This is a genomic window from Deinococcus planocerae, from assembly GCF_002869765.1.
Taxonomy (GTDB): Bacteria; Deinococcota; Deinococci; order Deinococcales; family Deinococcaceae; genus Deinococcus; species Deinococcus planocerae.
This window is the reverse complement of sequence record NZ_PNOR01000013.1, coordinates 65,352-79,920: the sequence shown is the minus strand read 5'-3', so window position 1 is coordinate 79,920 and position 14,569 is coordinate 65,352. Positions and strand designations below refer to the sequence as shown.

Here is a 14,569-nt window from a genome sequence, read left to right as displayed (position 1 = left end):
CCGGGCAGCCTAACACCCACCTGGGAGCGGCTCAACCGTGCGGCTTGACGACCCCGGACGAGCCGTTAAGATGAGCCCCACTCCACAAGCCAGACCCGGGCGGCGAACGACCGTCCAGCCCTCTCCCCTTTCTCCCAGGAGTCCCCATGAGCGCACAGACCGTCACCGGACCCGTCGAGGCCGATCAACTCGGCCTGACCCTGCCCCACGAACACGTGATCTTCGGCTACCCCGGCTATCAGGGAGACGTGACCCTCGGGGGCTTCGACCGGGAGGCCGTGCTGACCCAGTGCCTCCAGATGGCCGAGGCGGTCAAGGCGCGGGGCGTGAAAACCGTCGTGGACGCCACCCCGAACGAGTGCGGGCGCGACCCCCTGTTCCTGCGCGAGGTGAGCGAGAGGTCCGGCCTGAACATCCTCTGCTCCAGCGGCTACTACTACGAGGGCGAGGGCGGCACGACCTACTTCAAGTTCCGCTTCTCGCTGGGCGCGGGGGTGGAGGAGGTCTACGACATGATGCTCCGGGAGGTCACCGAGGGCATCGGCGGCACGGGCATCCGGGCGGGCGTCCTCAAGCTGGCGAGCAGCCGGGACGAGATCACGCCCTACGAGCGGGTCTTCTTCCAGGCGGCGGCCCGCGTGCAGCGCGAGACGGGCGTGCCCATCATCACCCACACGCAGGAGGGCACGCAGGGGCCGCAGCAGGCGGAACTGCTCGTGGGCGAGGGCGCCGACCCCAGCCGCATCATGATCGGCCACATGGACGGCAACACCGACCCCAGCTACCACCGCGAGACGCTGCGGCACGGGGTCAGCATCGCCTTCGACCGCATCGGCCTCCAGGGCATCGTGGGGATGCCGCTCGACAGCGACCGGCTGAGGGTACTCGAAGCCCTGCTCGGCGACGGGCACGCCGACCGGATTCTGCTCTCGCACGACAGCATCTGGCAGTGGCTGGGCCGCCCCCTGCCCATGCCGGAAGCGCTACTGCCCGCGATCAAGGACTGGCACCCGCTGCACCTCTTCGACGACATCCTGCCCGAGCTGGAGCGCCGGGGCGTCACGCGGGCACAGATCGAGCAGATGACGGTGGGCAACCCGGCGCGGGTCTTCGGCTAGCCGGGGGCCGGGGGTCAGTACGCGGGTGGGGCGTCCTGGCCGCCGCTTCCGTCCTCGCCGTTCTGGAAGAAACTGTCGGGCGGCGGGGAGGAGTCTTCGGTGATGCCTTCCTCGCCGGGAAGGCCCTCAGGCAGCGGCTCGGGCTCGGGCTCGGTGGGCAGGGCTTCGGGAGCCTCGGTGAAATCAGACTCGGGAAGCCTCTGCTCGACGCGCGGGTTCTCGGGTTCCTCGGGGAAGGGCACGTCCGCCGGGGGACCGCTGTCGAAACTGCCCGGGTCCCCGGTGAAGCTCTCGTCGGCGGGAGGCTCGCTGACAGGCACCTCCTCCTGTGGAACGGGTTCGACGGGCGCCTCGACCACGGGCGGCTCGGTCACAATCTCGGGCTGGGGCTCGGGCTGAGGGACCGGGGCGGGGGCACGGTTGCGCCTGCCGAAAAAGCCTCCCCCGCTCTCCTGACGGCTGCCGTCGTGGGCGACCTGTTCGGCATCAGCCTCCTCCTCGCGGAAGGCCATCTCGACCTGACGCACCACCCGGGAGGTGACGCCGCCGGGCTCGCGGAAAGCCTGCCGGGACCGCCCGGCGAGCGCGCCCGAGACCGCCTGCTGCCACACGGGCGTGGGAATCTCGCCGCTGTAGGCCCAGTTCGGGAGCGGCCCGCCCGCTTGCTTGCCGACCCAGACGGCACCCGAGACCAGGGGCGTGACCCCCGCGAACCACAGGTCCTTCACGTCGTTCGTGGTGCCCGTCTTGCCGCCCACGTCCCAGCCGGGAATCTGCGCGCGGGTGGCGAGCCCGCCCTGATCCTCGGTGAGGTCGTTCACCACGCCGCGGATCATGTCGAGCCCCAGCCACGCCGTCCGCGCGTCCCACACCCGCTTGGCCTGGGGGGCAGGGCGGGTGTAGAGCAATTGGCCGCGCCCGTCCTCCACCCGCCGCACCAGGGAGGGCGCGTAGTACAGGCCCCCGTTGGCAAAAGAGGCGTACGCGGCGGCCATCTGAAGGGGGCTCGCCTCCAGCGTCCCGATGCTCAGGGGCAATCCGGCGTTCGCGGGAGGAGTGAGGCCCAGGTCGCGCAACTTGGCCTCGAAGGTGTTCAGCCCGATCTCCTGCGCGATGCGGACGGTGGGGAGGTTGAGGCTGTGGTCGAGGGCGTAGCGCATCGTCACGTAGCGGCCCGTCCAGCGCCCGTCGTAGTTCTGCGGCTGGTAGTCGCCCGCGATGGGAGAATCGAGCACCACGTCGCTCTGCTTCCAGCCCTTTTCCAGCGCGAGGGTGTAGAGCAGCGGCTTGATCGAGGAGCCGACCTGCCGCCGCGCCTGGGTGGCGTTGTTCCAGTCGCCCGGGCGCCCGCCCGTGAGCTTTTGCCCGACGAGAGCCAGCGCCTCCCCGCTCAAAGGGTTCACGAGCGCGATGCCCAGGGTCGCCCCTTCCGGCAGCCGCGCGTTCAGGCTGGCCCGCTCGGCGCTTTGCTGGGCCTGGAGGTCCATCCCGGTGAAGACCTTGCCGCCGCCGTACAGCGCCTTGCGCCCGATCAGGGGGATGAGTTCGCGCTCGACGGCCTGGAGGTAGTGGAAGGCCGACTGCACGGGGGGCCGGGGCATGTTCTCCTGCAACCTCCCGGGCCGCTCCAGCACGGCGGAGCGCACGGTACCGTCGCTGTTCCAGCCGATGCGCCAGCCCGCCGGGTAGATCGGCGTGCGCCACGCGACGTTGGCCTGCCCCCGGGTCACCCGCCCGTCCTCCACCATCCGGTCGAGGAGGTCGCGCATCAGGGGCCGGTACGCCTTGAAGTCCTTGTACCGCTTGTTGGGCGCGGGCACCAGGGTCGTGAGGTAGACACTCTCGGCGAGGTTGAGCTCGGCGGCACTCTTCCGGAAATACGCCCGCGCGGCGGTCTCGGCCCCCACGATGTCGCTGCGGCCCCCGTCGCCCCAGTAGATGACGTTGAGGTACGCATTGAGAATCTGCCCCTTCGTGAAGCTGCGCTCCAGTTGGTAGGCCAGGACGGCTTCCTTGAACTTGCGCTCGGGCGTGCGCGCACTCTTCAGGTCGGCGAGCAGCGTGTTCTTGATGACCTGCTGGGTAATGGAGGAGCCGCCCTCCAGGTCGTTCTTGAGCAGGCCCTTGAGCAGCCCGCGCGCGATGCCGATGTAATCGACTCCGTGGTGCTCGAAGAAGCGGCGGTCCTCGCTCGTCACGATGGCTTTCTGAAGCGGAGGGCTGATCTCGCCGAGTTGCAGCAGGTGGCGGTTCACGCTCTCGCCGCTGCCGAGCGTCGGCGTCAGCGTCCCGACGAGCTTACCCGTGCGGTCGTACACGCGGGTCTGGCCGCTGAACTCCAGCACGTCGAGGTCGCCCACGCTCGGGAGGTCGCGCCCCCACATCCACCACAGGCCGCCCGCGCCCGCCGTTCCGAGCAGGAGCAGGACGCCGAGGCCAGTGAAAAACCGCATAGGGTCTACTCTACCGGCCTTTCATGTGACCGCCGGGAGCACGGGTCACGGTGGAAGGGAGGCGGGCGGGAGCAGACATCTCACGGCCCAGGGTAGGCGGGGTGGGAGGGCACGTCATCCGCCGGAAGAATGAGGCGCGGGGGTTGGACGGGGGTTAACATGGGGCCAGGGCAACGAGCCTCTACCCTGGGGCCGTGCGTTCCACCATCCTGACCACCCCGCGCCTCACCGTCACCCTCTGGGAAGAGGCCGACCTCGACGAGTTCCACCGCCTGCACGCCGACCCGCTCACCATGCGCTACTTCATCAGCGGGCCGTACACGCGCGAGCAGGCACGGGAGCGGCTGGGCGACTTCCTGCGGGAGCAGGACGAGCGGGGCTGGACCAAGTGGCGCGTGCAAGGCCGCGACGGCCAGACGGTCGGACGCGGCGGCTTCGGCCTCGCCGATGGGGGCACCCACCGCGAACTGGGGTACCTCCTCGCGCCGGAGTGCTGGGGGCAGGGGCTGGCGACCGAACTCGCCCGCGCCCTGGTGGAGTGGCACTTCGCCCACCCCGACCCTTCGCTGAGCCGCGACCTGATCGCCTTCGCCCATGTGGAGAACGGGGCCAGCCGCCGGGTGCTGGAGAAGGTGGGCTTCACGCCGACGGAGGAGCGGGAGTGGCGGGGCGTTCCCCACGCGTTTTACCGCCTTGACCATCGGGAGTGACTGTTGACGGTCAGATCAATCACCCGTCGTCCACCGGAAGCATGAGGGGCGGGGGTTGGACGGGGCCTGCGCAGGATGATCAGAGGTCGTACCGAGCGGCTATGGCCCGGAGAGCGTCAAGAGTAAGCCCAAGTCGTCCGGCCTCGACTTCCCTCAGCCAACGCTCCTCCGGGCCGGGTCCTAACCTCAGCAGCCGCAGGAGTCCCGCGAAGGCAGCCCGGCGAACATCCTCGTCGGGATCGTTCGTCAGCGCCCAAACAAGAGCCTCATCCCAGGCATTGGCCTGCACCCCAAGGACGCTGGCGGCGGCCAGCCTGACATCCTCGCTGGCATCCGAATGCAGCATGAGGCGAAGGTGCCCGAGCAGTTCGGCATCGTCCGTCAAGTCGTAGTGAAATCCTGCCAGCTCCAACGCACCCTCACGGATGAACGGGTCAGGGTGCCGGAGGGCACGCCGCAGGAGAGGCAGGAGGTCACCATCCTGCAACTCTGCGAGCTGATGCACAGCAGACCACAGGGCGTTCCACTCGTTGTAAAACCGCTTTACCTGCGCGGAATCGGGAGGCGCGTCCACCAGATGCGCGAGACGAGCAAGGGTGTGCTGTCGGTTTACGAGCATGGACGTTGGCCCTTACGGTCCAAGCACAACTCCCCTCACACCAGCCGACCGTCGTCCGCCGGGTCGGGTGTCTTCACCGGAACGCCGCGGGCGTTCAGGGCGTCCCGCAGCATGGGGATGTTCTTCAGCGCGTGGCCCTTCGTCGTGTTCTGGAAGAAGATGTACAGCTCGCTGAGGTCGTCGGCCACGAGCGCGATCTTCTCCGCCCACTCGTCCATCTCGGCGCGGTTGTAAAGGTAGTCGTGCCGCTCGGCGGCGCTTCCGCCCTCCCACCAACTGCCCTTGTTGCGCCCGTGGAGCCGGAGATACCCCACGTCGGTCGTGACGTGGACCTGGGGCTCGGGCATCCCGCCCACCACCGGGTAGTCGGGGCTGACCCAGATCAGGCCGTACTCGGCCATGCCCTCCCGCACCTCGGGTTTGTCCCAACTGGCGTGCCTCAGTTCGACGGCGAGTTCGTGCCCGGCGAAGCGCTCGGCGAGGCCCAGAAGGTATTTGCGGTTGTCGCCCGTGCGGTGGAAGGAGTACGGGAACTGGGCGAGGTAGGGGCCTTTCAAACCGGCCTCCCGCAGCGGCTCAGGGCTCTGGAGCATCCGGTCGAAGTCGGCGTCGGTGGGGGCGCGGTCGTGGGTGAAGACCTTGTTGACCTTGACGGTGAAGCGGGTGCGCCCGGCGCTCTTGCGGGCCATACCCTCGAAGGCCTTGAGGCCGGGAATCGCGTAGAACGAGGAATTGAGTTCCACCGCGTCGAAGTGCCGGGCGTAGGTCTCCAGGTAGGCGTCTTTCTTGACGCCCTCGTAGATCAGGCCGGGAGCCGCCCACTCGTCGTTGCTGTAGCCGCCGCAGCCGATCCATACGCGCATGGGGGCAGCCTAATGCGGCGCGAGGGGCGCGGGGATGAACGGGCCCTCAAGCCCAGCCGGGGCCTGCTCAGCCGAAGCGGGGGTGGCGGTTGAGCCGCGCCCAGAAGTCGGTGATCGTCTGCACCGCTTCCTGAAACTGCCCGAAGTCGAGCGGCTTGACCACGTACGCACTCGCGCCGTGGGCGTAGCTCGCCTGGATGTCGCGGTCCTCGCCGCTGGTGGTGAGCATGACCACGGGAATGTCGCGGGTCGCCGCCTCTCCGCGGATGGCGTCGAGCACCGCCAGGCCGTCCATCTGGGGCATCTTCAGGTCGAGCAGGATCAGATCGGGCAGCCGCTTCGTGCAGCGCAGCGCGGCGAGCGCCTCCGGACCACTGCCCGCCACATGAACCTCATGCTCGTCGCCGCCCTCCTGAAAGGCATTCAGGGCGAGTTCCACGTCATGCGGGTTGTCGTCTACGAGCAGGATGCGTCGGCGTTCCACGGGTCACTCCCCCTTGCGATCTCAGCTTAAAGGGTCCAAGCATGAAGATTCTATCAAGGTGACCGGGGGAGACAAGACGGACCAGGCCCCATTCGTCTACACGGCTGAGGGCCAGGCCGGGAACCGTGCGGGCCGCGCGCGTAGACTGACCCCTATGCTCACGAAGCGCATCATCCCCTGCCTGGACGTGCAAAACGGGCGGGTGGTCAAGAACGTCCGGTTTTTCGAGAACCACCGCGACGCCGGGGACCCCCTCGCGCTCGCCCGGGCCTACGAGGCGCAGCAGGCCGACGAGCTGGTCTTCTACGACATCACCGCCACCCATGAGGGCCGCTCCCTGATGCTGGACGTGGCCGCCCGCGTCGCCGAGCAGGTCATGATGCCGCTGACGGTGGGCGGCGGGGTGAATGCCGTCTCCGACTTCCGCCAGCTCCTCCTCGCCGGGGCCGACAAGATCAGCGTGAACAGCGGCGCGGTGCGGCGCCCCGAGGTGATCCGCGAGGCTTCGGACCACTTCGGCGCCCAGTGCGTCGTGCTCAGCATCGACGCCAAGCGGCGACCGGGCGGGGAGGGCTGGACGGTCCACGTCGGCGGCGGGCGGGTGGACACCGGCCTCGACCTTCTGGAGTGGGCCGAGCGGGGGCAGGCGTTGGGCGCGGGCGAAATCTGCCTGAACGTGATGGACGCCGACGGCACCCGGGCGGGCTTCGACCTGGAGGCGACCCGCGCGGTCGCCCTGGCGGTGGACCTCCCCGTGATCGCCTCGGGCGGCGCCGGGAAGTTGGAGGACTTCCGGGACGTGCTTCTCGGCGGCGAGTCGGGCGGCCACGCGGACGCGGCGCTGGCGGCGAGCGTCTTCCACTTCGGGGAGCTGACGGTGCCCGAGGTGAAGACCTTCCTGGGGCGGGAGGGGCTGCCCGTGCGCCCCGACTGGAGGGAGCGGTGACGGCCCCGAGTCTGGGCGACCTGCGGTTCGGCGCGGACGGCCTGATCCCGGTCGTCACCCAGGACGCGCGGACGGGCGCGGTGCTGATGCAGGCGTACGCCGACCGGGCGGCGGTGGAGCGGACGCTCCAGACGCGCGAGGCGACCTACCACAGCCGTTCGCGCGGCGAGCAGTGGGTCAAGGGAGCGACGAGCGGCCACACCCAGCGGGTCGTCTCGGTCGCCCTCGACTGCGACGGGGACAGCGTGCTCTACCGGGTCGAGCAGACCGGCCCCGCCTGCCACACCGGGGAGTATTCCTGCTTCCACCGGACGTTGCTGGGGGAGGAAGGGGCGACGACGGGGCTCGACGGCACCCTGGAGCGGGTCTACGCGACGATCACCGGGCGCCTCGCCACCCTGCCCGAGAACAGCTACGTCGCGCGGCTGCACGCGGGGGGCCTTGACCGTGTGCTGAAAAAGGTCGCCGAGGAGTCGGGCGAGGTGCTGCTCGCGGCGAAGAACGGGGACCGGGCCGAACTCGCCACCGAGGTCGCCGACCTGCTCTTCCACACCCTCTTCGTGATGGCGGAGGTCGGGGTGAGTCCCGCCGACGTGGGCGCCGTGTTGCAGGGGCGGGAGGGGCGCAGCGGATTGAAGGGACCGAAGGAGGTCGGGTAGGCGGGGAGAATTGATGCTCACACGTCCCGCGCCGGAGGCTCCCAAGGCCGAGTGGCGGATCTGGGCGCGCGGGGTGCGGGCGGGGTTGCCGGACCATTCGGCCCAGATCACGGCCCACCTCGCCGCTTTCCTTCACTCCCGGAAGGTGCGATGTGTGCTGGCCTACCGCGCCCTCCCGGGTGAGCCGGACGTGGACGCCCTCGCGCGGGAGTTCGAGTTGCTCACCACCCGCGCCCGCTTCCGGCCCGGGCCGCACCTGACGCTCCACCCCTGGGAGACGGCAACCGAGCCGAGCCGCTTCGGCGCCCTTCAACCCCCAGCAGGGGCGCCGCGCGTGCCCCTCACGGCGGTGGAGGCGGTCCTCCTCCCCGGCCTGGCATTCGACCGCTCCGGCGTGCGGCTGGGCTACGGGGGCGGCTTTTACGACCGGCTGCTCCCAGGTTTCGCCGGGTTGACGGTCGGCGTCATCCCGGAGGCCCTCATCGTTCCCGACCTGCCCGCCGAGGGGCACGACCTGCGAGTCGGCTTCCTGGTGACGGAACTGGGGGTCGGGAGGGTGTGAGCGGCCCGAGTCCTCCCGGACGGTCACGGCAGTGTGACGCACCGGCGCGGGTCTCGTGCTGTTCCTGCGCGACGTGCTGACGACGGCGAACCTGCCGGTGGGCATCGTGACGGGGCTGGGCATCGTGCTCGTCGTGCTGCTCTTCTGGCGCGGGCTGGTGGCTGAAAGCTCCCCTACTTCCCGTCCCCGTCCTTGAGCCCGCGAATCTCCTCGATGAACCGCTCCAGGCTGTCGAAGTCGCGGTACACGCTGGCGAAGCGGATGTAGGCCACGTCGTCGAGGGGACGCAGGAAGCTCATCGCGCGCTTGCCGATCTCGCCGCTCTCAATCTCGGGAACCTGCACCTCGTCCTCGAAACCGTAGGCAAAGGCGCGCAGCAACTCGGCGGGCACCGGGCGCTTCTCGGTGGCGAGGGTCAGGCCGCGCAGCAGCTTGTCGGGGTTGAAGGCTTCGCGCTGGCCGCCGCGCTTGACGACCATCAGGGGTTCGAGCTGGGCCCGCTCGTAGGTGGTGAATCTCCGGGCGCAGCGCAGGCACTCGCGGCGGCGGCGGATGCTCGCCCCGTCGTCGCTGGGGCGCGAGTTGACCACCTTGGAGTCGGGCGCCGAGCAGTAGGGGCACCTCACTGCACCCACCTCACAGCAGCAGGGCGGGGTCGGGGGGGCGCACCCTCGGCGCCGGAGGGAGAGGCACCTCCAGAACGGTGCCGCGCAGGTGCAGCAGGGCCGGGGTGGCGAGGGCGAGCACGGCGTCGGCCAGCGGCCTGTCGAGCGCCTCCTCCCCCGTGCTCGCCCGCCCCGGCAGCACGAGGTTGATCCGCAATTCCTCGTCGTGGGCGTGCTCGACCAGGCCCCGGATCGCGCCGCGCTGGGGGTAGACCTGCAATCCGCGCTCGTCGAGGTGCGGGCCGACGATGGTCAGCCACGTGCCGCTGAGGCGGCGGCGGACGATCTGCGCGATGCCGACGCTGCTCTTCACGTTGCAGTTGAAAAGTTCCATCCACTCGGCCTCGCTGAGCAGCGTGAAGTTGGTGTGCGCCCGCTTGTCGGCGAGGTGCACGATGCCGTGCAGCGCCCCGAAAATCTCCAGGATGCGGGTCTGCGCGCTCAGCCAGTCGAGGGGCACGCCCACGTCCGCCTTGATGGGCACGGCGGTCCCGCCCGCGAGTTCCAGGGTGCTCGCGGCGGCAGCGAGCGTCTCGCTGTTGCCCCCGACGAGCACCACGCTCGCCCCCGCCCGCGCCAGCGCCGCGCTGATCGCCCGCCCGTAGCCCTGGTCGGCACTCGTCACGGCGATCACCTGTCCGTCCAGCACGTGCCCGGCACCAGGGGGAAGAGGGGGAGCAGTCATCTCGCCCAGCATAGCGCCCCAACCCCGCCGGGCAGATCGGTCAGCCCGCGTGCGGCAGGGGGCGCAGCGCACCCAGCGGCAGCTCTCCCGCCCGGTGCCCCTTGCCGCAGGGCACACACCAGTACGCCTGGTCCCCGTCGCGGGTGTCGTGAAGGGAAAGGGGCTGGCCGCACAACGGGCAGACGTGCATGTAGCCGCGTCCGCTGGCAGGCTGAAGATCCTCTTGGAGACGTAACGGACGTTTCATATTCTGATCATAGCAGAAAGGGGAATTGTGAAACGGCGAGATCCCCTCCAGGCCGACAATTTCGGGGGCCGGCGTTGTCTCGGGAGGGGTGGCAGGGGGTGAGTCGCCCCCGTTTCCGGTCTACAGGTCGGGTTCCTCGCTCCCGTCGTCGGGCACCTCGGGCAGGGCGGGGCTCACGCCGACCCGGCGGCGTTTGCGGAGCATGGCGGGCTCCTTGTCGAGGTTGAAGACGAAGTGCCGGGGCCGCCGCTCGCGCAGCCACGTCTCCAGCGCGACGAGGCGGGGGCGGAAGCGGATGAACTCGCGCAACTGCCGGATGGGCACGAAGCGGGCCTCCTGCACGTCGCGGTCGGGGTCGCGGGGAGCCAGGGTGCCGCCGACTTCCCGCCCGGTGTAGAAGAACTGGAGGTGGTGGCCCCACGTCTGCGCCTGGAACTCGACGATGAAGGCGAGGTCGCGCAGCTCGACCACGAGCCCGGTCTCCTCGTAGGTCTCGCGCCGCGCCCCCTCCTGCACGAGTTCGCCCGCCTCCAGCCCGCCCTTGGGCAGCGACCAGCGCCCGCGCTCGCGCACGAGCAAAATCTCTTCGCCGCGCAGCACGATGCAGCCCACCCCGATGCGCGGCTCGGCGAGGGACCGCTTCTGCCCGCGCTTTTGCGGCGCGGCGGGCACGGGCACGGTCGTGGCGGAGGACACCTGCCCGGGGCCCGGCACCGCCCCTGGCCGCGTGTTGCGCCTGCGCCTGCGCCGCCGCTGCCCCCCGGCGCCATTCGGGAGGGCCTTCACGTCGTCCGTCATCAGACGCCCTCCGGCGCGAGGTCGTTGAACCGGACGTGGGCCGAGTGAAACTGCAACTTCACCGTGCCGACGGGCCCGTTGCGCTGCTTGCCGATGATGATTTCCGCGATGCCCTGTTGATCGGTTTCTTTGTTGTAATACTCGTCTCTGTAGATAAACATGACGATATCTGCGTCCTGTTCAATCGCGCCCGACTCACGTAGGTCAGACAGCATCGGCCTGTGATTCGGTCTCTGCTCCACCGCGCGGCTCAGTTGACTGAGAACCATGATCGGCACTTCCAGCTCACGCGCCAGTCCCTTCAACCCACGTGAGATCGTGCTGATCTCCTGTTGCCTGTTGTCGCTCCCGCCGTTGTTCTTGCCGCCCGACATGAGTTGCAGGTAATCGATCACGACGAGCCCGAGTTGCCCGTGCTGCGCGGCGATGCGGCGGAGCTTGCTGCGCAGACCGTTGAGCGTGAGGTCCGGCTCGTCGTCGATCACCATCGGGGCCTCGGCGAGGCGGCCCGCCGCGTGGGCCAACCTCTCGAAGTCGCGCTCGTTGAGCTGCCCGCTGCGGATGCGGTTCATGTCCACCCGCGCCTCGCTGCACAGCATCCGCAGGGCGAGCTGCACGCTGGGCATCTCCAGGCTGAAGACCGCCACCGTCTTCTCGCCGCGCAGGGCGACGTTCTGGGCGATGGAGAGGGCGAAGGCCGTGTTGTGCAGGCAGAGGTCGGCGGCGATGAAGTTGGCGTCGCCCGGCACCGTCAGGTCGTACACCTGCCGCTCGCCCACATCCTCGATGGAGGCGATGTCGTCCCAGTACAGCTCGTCGCTCCCCAGCAGCGAGAGGTGCGGGTCGGCGAGGACGGCGGCGTAACGGGCGGCGCGGGTTTGGGGGAGGCTGCGCCCGGTGTGCGCGTTGAAGCCGGATTGCGTTTTCTCCCCCGCCGCGCGGGCGAGGGCAGACAGGCTGAGACCGCGCTCCGTCGCCGCCCGGCGCACGTGCGCCCAGGCCCCGGTGGGGGGGTGCCCCACGTTGGAACGCGTTCCGGCACTGACCGGAACGGCCCGCCCCGCCTTCTCGCCCAGCCAGCCGATCTTCGTATGATAATCGGCCACGCTGCGCGATTCGGTGATCTCTACCCGCCAGGAGCGTTCCGTCTTGCGCCAGAGCTTGCTCACGATGCCAAAGCGCACGAGCGCGTGATGCACGCCCTCGGCCAGCGCCTCGCTCGCCACCGTGAACTCGATCCGGGCTTTCCCGGCCAGCGCGTAGATCGTGCCGTCGCAGCTCATCAGAACCCGCAAGAAGGAGGCGAGGGCGTCTCGGGTCAGGGTCCAGACGACCGCCGGGAACCGCTTGGCCTCGGCGTGCCTACCCCATACGCCCAGTTCCCGCAGCCAGTCGGTGAGAGGATTGGGGCGGTCCTTGCGCTCCCCCGCCTGCCACTTCCGGCTGAGCCGGTAGTCGATACCCGTACGTGAGTCCACCTGCATCTCCACCCCGGGGAACTCGGCGGCGAGGCAGCGGCGGAAGTCCAGGGCGAGTGCGGGGTCGGCGTTGGTGAAACGGGGGCGGCTCTGGGTCAGGCCGCCTTCGGCCAGCAGGTAGGCGAGGAGGCGCACCCGCTCCGGGCTGAGAGCGTCCCGCTTCCCGAACACGGGCACGGCGCGCGGCACGGCGATGCGGTCGCCCACCCGCAGGTCGTACAGGGGAGTCCAGCCGTCCACACCCAGGAAGGGGTGATGGGGTGTGGTCTCGACCACCCGGCCCGTACGCGTCGTCACCCGGCGCACGGACTTCACGCCGCTGTCGATCCAGTCACCCACCCGCGACTCGCGCAGTCTGCCGTCCGGCGTCACGCTCAGCACCGTGGGCAGCCCCCGCCGCACGAAGTCCGCGACCGTGATCCTCTCCCCGGTGCCCGGCACGTCGATGGGAGTGTCCGCCGTCACGCACTTGCCCATCGAGGGCCGCGCCGCCAGCACGTTCAGGCTGCCCTTCTGCAACCCGCTGATCTGCTCGTCGAGGTCGCGAAAGCCGCTGCTCACCCCGTCGGGGATGCCCTTGTTGGCGTGCAGCAGGGTGATGTACTCGAAGGTGTCGTGGACGACCTCGCTCATCTCCTGAAAGCCCTCGGCCTTCTTCTGCTCGGCAACCTCGAAGATCAGTTTCTCGGCCCGGTCGAGGAGGTCTTCTAAGGGAAGCTGCGCCTCGTAGGCGAGCTGCATCGCCTTGCCCGACGCGCTGATGAGCTGCCGCAGCGTGTGCTTTTCCTGCACGATCCGCGCGTAGTGCTCGGCGTAGGCGGCGGTCGGCACCTGATCCGCCAGCCCGATCAGGTAGGTGAGGCCCCCCACCTCGTCGAGCTGCCCTCGCACCCGCAGGTCCTCGCTGAGGGTGACCAGATCGACCGGCTCGCCCCGCTCCTGCAATGTGCGCATCGCCGCGAAAATCTTGCGGTGACCCTCCCGGTAAAACATCTCGGGGCTCACCGTGTCGCCCAGTTGCGCGAGGGTGTCGTTGTCGAGCAGGATGCTCCCCAGCACGCTGATCTCGGCGTCGTTGCTGTGCGGGGGAACGCGCGGCGTGAGTTCCAAGGGGGGACCTCTTTCAGGCACGTCACGCCGGGCACGGCGCCCATGAAAGGCGACGCGCGGCACATGCCGGGAATGGAATTGGTGGGGCCGAGGCTCGACCCATTCGCCTGATCACGACCAGGCTGAACTGCCGCGCATCATACCACCCCGGCCCGGGCCGCACCGCCTCCCCCCGCCGGGGCCCCCGCCCTTAGGCAAGGAGCAGTAAGAGGCCTGTTAGGACTCCTTTCCTAACCTCTTCTCAGCAAGGACGGGAGACACCCGCACCTGCAACGCCATCCCCGACCCGACGGACCATCTCCCGATTCCTTATCCCGACGGTCAACCAGGAGAAGAAAATGAAGAACCAGACGCGTACCCAGGGCTTTACCCTCATCGAGCTGCTCATCGTGATCGCCATCATCGGCATCCTGGCGGCGGTGCTGATCCCCAACCTGCTCAGCGCCCGTAACCGCGCCAACGATAGCGCCGTCCAGAGCTTCGTCCGCAACACCGTCACCGCCGTCGAGGCCAACCGCAACTCCGTGACTCAGGCGCTGCCGACCGAGACGAACTGCGCCACGCTCCAGGGCGTTGCGGCTCCCGCTGGCTTGACGAGCTGCGCCATCACCTACACCCCTGCTACCGACAGCTACACCATCAGGGCTGTCAGCAAGACCAACAAGATCTTCAGCTACAACGGCAAGGAAGTCGTCGAAGGCAGCTAAGGCTGAGCATGAAGCGCCAACCCTCACCTGATCGGGTGGGGGTTGTTTCTATAGGGTGTCAAGACTATGAATCTGAGACGATCACACCAAAAAGATCGCGGCTTCACCCTGGTGGAACTCCTGATCACGATAGCCATTCTCAGCCTGCTCGCCAGCGTCCTTGTTCCCAATCTCCTGTCTGCCCGCCGTCATTCCAACAACGGCGCGGCGATCGCCTACCTGCGCCACTGTGTGACATCCATAGAATCTGCACGTGATTCCGTCACCCAAAAACTCCCCAACGTGACCAGTTGCGAAGATCCTCAGTTAGGTGAGGCACGTCTCTCGCGCCCCAGCTCTGTCATCACTACCGTAATCGAGATCAACCCAGACAAAGACGATTATACAGTTACAGTCAACAGCGTGACCGAGAAGACTTTTTATCACAACGGAAGAACAGTGATTGCCGGAAACTAAGGTGCACGA

At 68.7% G+C, this 14,569-nt stretch carries 17 protein-coding genes; 8 read left to right on the top strand and 9 right to left on the bottom strand.

Annotation, left to right across the window (positions count from 1 at the left end):
• Window positions 1-146: 146 nt before the first annotated feature.
• A complete protein-coding gene (locus tag A7B18_RS09435) occupies window positions 147-1,118 on the top strand; it encodes a phosphotriesterase family protein (protein WP_102126441.1) in 972 nt (323 codons plus the stop codon).
• Between the two features lie 14 nt (window positions 1,119-1,132).
• Here A7B18_RS09435 and A7B18_RS09430 read toward each other — a convergent pair whose 3' ends face one another.
• Entirely contained in the window at window positions 1,133-3,571 is a 2,439-nt protein-coding gene (locus A7B18_RS09430; RefSeq protein WP_102126440.1) for a transglycosylase domain-containing protein, read from the bottom strand.
• Window positions 3,572-3,765: 194 nt separating this feature from the next.
• On the opposite strand from A7B18_RS09430, the gene A7B18_RS09425 reads away from it, so the two are divergent.
• Window positions 3,766-4,281 (top strand): GNAT family N-acetyltransferase, encoded by a 516-nt coding sequence (locus A7B18_RS09425; protein WP_102126439.1) that lies wholly within the window; start codon window positions 3,766-3,768, stop codon window positions 4,279-4,281.
• Window positions 4,282-4,360: 79 nt separating this feature from the next.
• Here A7B18_RS09425 and A7B18_RS09420 read toward each other — a convergent pair whose 3' ends face one another.
• The 3 genes from A7B18_RS09420 to A7B18_RS09410 form a co-directional block, all read right to left on the bottom strand.
• Window positions 4,361-4,900, bottom strand: coding sequence for a HEAT repeat domain-containing protein (locus A7B18_RS09420; RefSeq protein ID WP_102126438.1), 540 nt, complete (start codon window positions 4,898-4,900; stop codon window positions 4,361-4,363).
• Window positions 4,901-4,935: 35 nt separating this feature from the next.
• Window positions 4,936-5,763 (bottom strand): DUF72 domain-containing protein, encoded by an 828-nt coding sequence (locus tag A7B18_RS09415; RefSeq protein WP_102126437.1) that lies wholly within the window; start codon window positions 5,761-5,763, stop codon window positions 4,936-4,938.
• Between the two features lie 67 nt (window positions 5,764-5,830).
• The gene (locus A7B18_RS09410) at window positions 5,831-6,247 is read right to left on the bottom strand and encodes a response regulator (protein ID WP_102126436.1); all 417 of its coding nucleotides are present in this window, start codon (window positions 6,245-6,247) and stop codon (window positions 5,831-5,833) included.
• A 154-nt stretch (window positions 6,248-6,401) separates the two neighbouring features.
• Here A7B18_RS09410 and hisF point away from each other — a divergent pair, with 154 nt between their 5' ends.
• The 4 genes from hisF to A7B18_RS09390 are packed head-to-tail and all read left to right on the top strand — an operon-like array spanning window position 6,402 to window position 8,610.
• Window positions 6,402-7,193, top strand: coding sequence for an imidazole glycerol phosphate synthase subunit HisF (hisF, locus tag A7B18_RS09405; protein WP_102126435.1), 792 nt, complete (start codon window positions 6,402-6,404; stop codon window positions 7,191-7,193).
• The gene (gene hisIE, locus A7B18_RS09400; RefSeq protein ID WP_245872809.1) at window positions 7,190-7,852 is read left to right on the top strand and encodes a bifunctional phosphoribosyl-AMP cyclohydrolase/phosphoribosyl-ATP diphosphatase HisIE; all 663 of its coding nucleotides are present in this window, start codon (window positions 7,190-7,192) and stop codon (window positions 7,850-7,852) included. Before hisF ends, hisIE begins: the two co-directional genes overlap by 4 nt.
• Window positions 7,853-7,865: 13 nt before the next feature.
• Window positions 7,866-8,414 carry a 5-formyltetrahydrofolate cyclo-ligase gene (locus A7B18_RS09395; protein WP_102126434.1) on the top strand — a complete coding sequence of 183 codons (549 nt, stop codon included), beginning with the start codon at window positions 7,866-7,868 and terminating at the stop codon, window positions 8,412-8,414.
• 55 nt (window positions 8,415-8,469) lie between these two features.
• On the top strand, window positions 8,470-8,610 hold the full coding sequence (locus tag A7B18_RS09390) for a hypothetical protein (RefSeq protein WP_219722107.1): 141 nt from the start codon (window positions 8,470-8,472) through the stop codon (window positions 8,608-8,610).
• Here the strand turns inward: A7B18_RS09390 and nrdR are convergent.
• From nrdR to dnaB, 5 genes are all read right to left on the bottom strand, one after another.
• Complete coding sequence (gene nrdR, locus A7B18_RS09385; protein WP_102126433.1) at window positions 8,588-9,040, bottom strand: transcriptional regulator NrdR; 453 nt, start codon at window positions 9,038-9,040, stop codon at window positions 8,588-8,590. The genes A7B18_RS09390 and nrdR overlap by 23 nt on opposite strands.
• A gap of 10 nt (window positions 9,041-9,050) precedes the next feature.
• A complete protein-coding gene (locus A7B18_RS09380) occupies window positions 9,051-9,764 on the bottom strand; it encodes an SDR family NAD(P)-dependent oxidoreductase (protein ID WP_102126472.1) in 714 nt (237 codons plus the stop codon).
• A 40-nt stretch (window positions 9,765-9,804) separates the two neighbouring features.
• Window positions 9,805-10,011, bottom strand: coding sequence for a hypothetical protein (locus tag A7B18_RS09375; RefSeq protein ID WP_102126432.1), 207 nt, complete (start codon window positions 10,009-10,011; stop codon window positions 9,805-9,807).
• A gap of 120 nt (window positions 10,012-10,131) precedes the next feature.
• On the bottom strand, window positions 10,132-10,809 hold the full coding sequence (locus A7B18_RS09370) for an NUDIX hydrolase (RefSeq protein WP_102126431.1): 678 nt from the start codon (window positions 10,807-10,809) through the stop codon (window positions 10,132-10,134).
• Window positions 10,809-13,397, bottom strand: coding sequence for a replicative DNA helicase (dnaB, locus tag A7B18_RS09365; RefSeq protein WP_102126430.1), 2,589 nt, complete (start codon window positions 13,395-13,397; stop codon window positions 10,809-10,811). The genes A7B18_RS09370 and dnaB overlap by 1 nt, the downstream gene beginning before the upstream one ends.
• 338 nt (window positions 13,398-13,735) lie before the next feature.
• Here dnaB and A7B18_RS09360 point away from each other — a divergent pair, with 338 nt between their 5' ends.
• Window positions 13,736-14,104: a prepilin-type N-terminal cleavage/methylation domain-containing protein gene (locus A7B18_RS09360; protein ID WP_102126429.1), complete on the top strand. Its 369-nt coding sequence runs from the start codon at window positions 13,736-13,738 to the stop codon at window positions 14,102-14,104.
• Between the two features lie 66 nt (window positions 14,105-14,170).
• Complete coding sequence (locus A7B18_RS09355; protein ID WP_102126428.1) at window positions 14,171-14,560, top strand: prepilin-type N-terminal cleavage/methylation domain-containing protein; 390 nt, start codon at window positions 14,171-14,173, stop codon at window positions 14,558-14,560.
• Window positions 14,561-14,569: the final 9 nt, after the last annotated feature.

Excerpts from the sequence above, each read along its gene's own strand:
- A7B18_RS09435 (WP_102126441.1), top strand. The coding sequence starts at position 147 with ATGAGCGCACAGACCGTCACCGGACCCGTCGAGGCCGATCAACTCGGC.
- A7B18_RS09430 (WP_102126440.1), bottom strand. The coding sequence starts at position 3,571 with ATGCGGTTTTTCACTGGCCTCGGCGTCCTGCTCCTGCTCGGAACGGCG.
- A7B18_RS09420 (WP_102126438.1), bottom strand. The coding sequence starts at position 4,900 with ATGCTCGTAAACCGACAGCACACCCTTGCTCGTCTCGCGCATCTGGTG.
- A7B18_RS09415 (WP_102126437.1), bottom strand. The coding sequence starts at position 5,763 with ATGCGCGTATGGATCGGCTGCGGCGGCTACAGCAACGACGAGTGGGCG.
- hisF (WP_102126435.1), top strand. The coding sequence starts at position 6,402 with ATGCTCACGAAGCGCATCATCCCCTGCCTGGACGTGCAAAACGGGCGG.
- A7B18_RS09395 (WP_102126434.1), top strand. The coding sequence starts at position 7,866 with ATGCTCACACGTCCCGCGCCGGAGGCTCCCAAGGCCGAGTGGCGGATC.
- A7B18_RS09380 (WP_102126472.1), bottom strand. The coding sequence starts at position 9,764 with ATGACTGCTCCCCCTCTTCCCCCTGGTGCCGGGCACGTGCTGGACGGA.
- A7B18_RS09375 (WP_102126432.1), bottom strand. The coding sequence starts at position 10,011 with ATGAAACGTCCGTTACGTCTCCAAGAGGATCTTCAGCCTGCCAGCGGA.
- A7B18_RS09370 (WP_102126431.1), bottom strand. The coding sequence starts at position 10,809 with ATGACGGACGACGTGAAGGCCCTCCCGAATGGCGCCGGGGGGCAGCGG.
- A7B18_RS09360 (WP_102126429.1), top strand. The coding sequence starts at position 13,736 with ATGAAGAACCAGACGCGTACCCAGGGCTTTACCCTCATCGAGCTGCTC.
- A7B18_RS09355 (WP_102126428.1), top strand. The coding sequence starts at position 14,171 with ATGAATCTGAGACGATCACACCAAAAAGATCGCGGCTTCACCCTGGTG.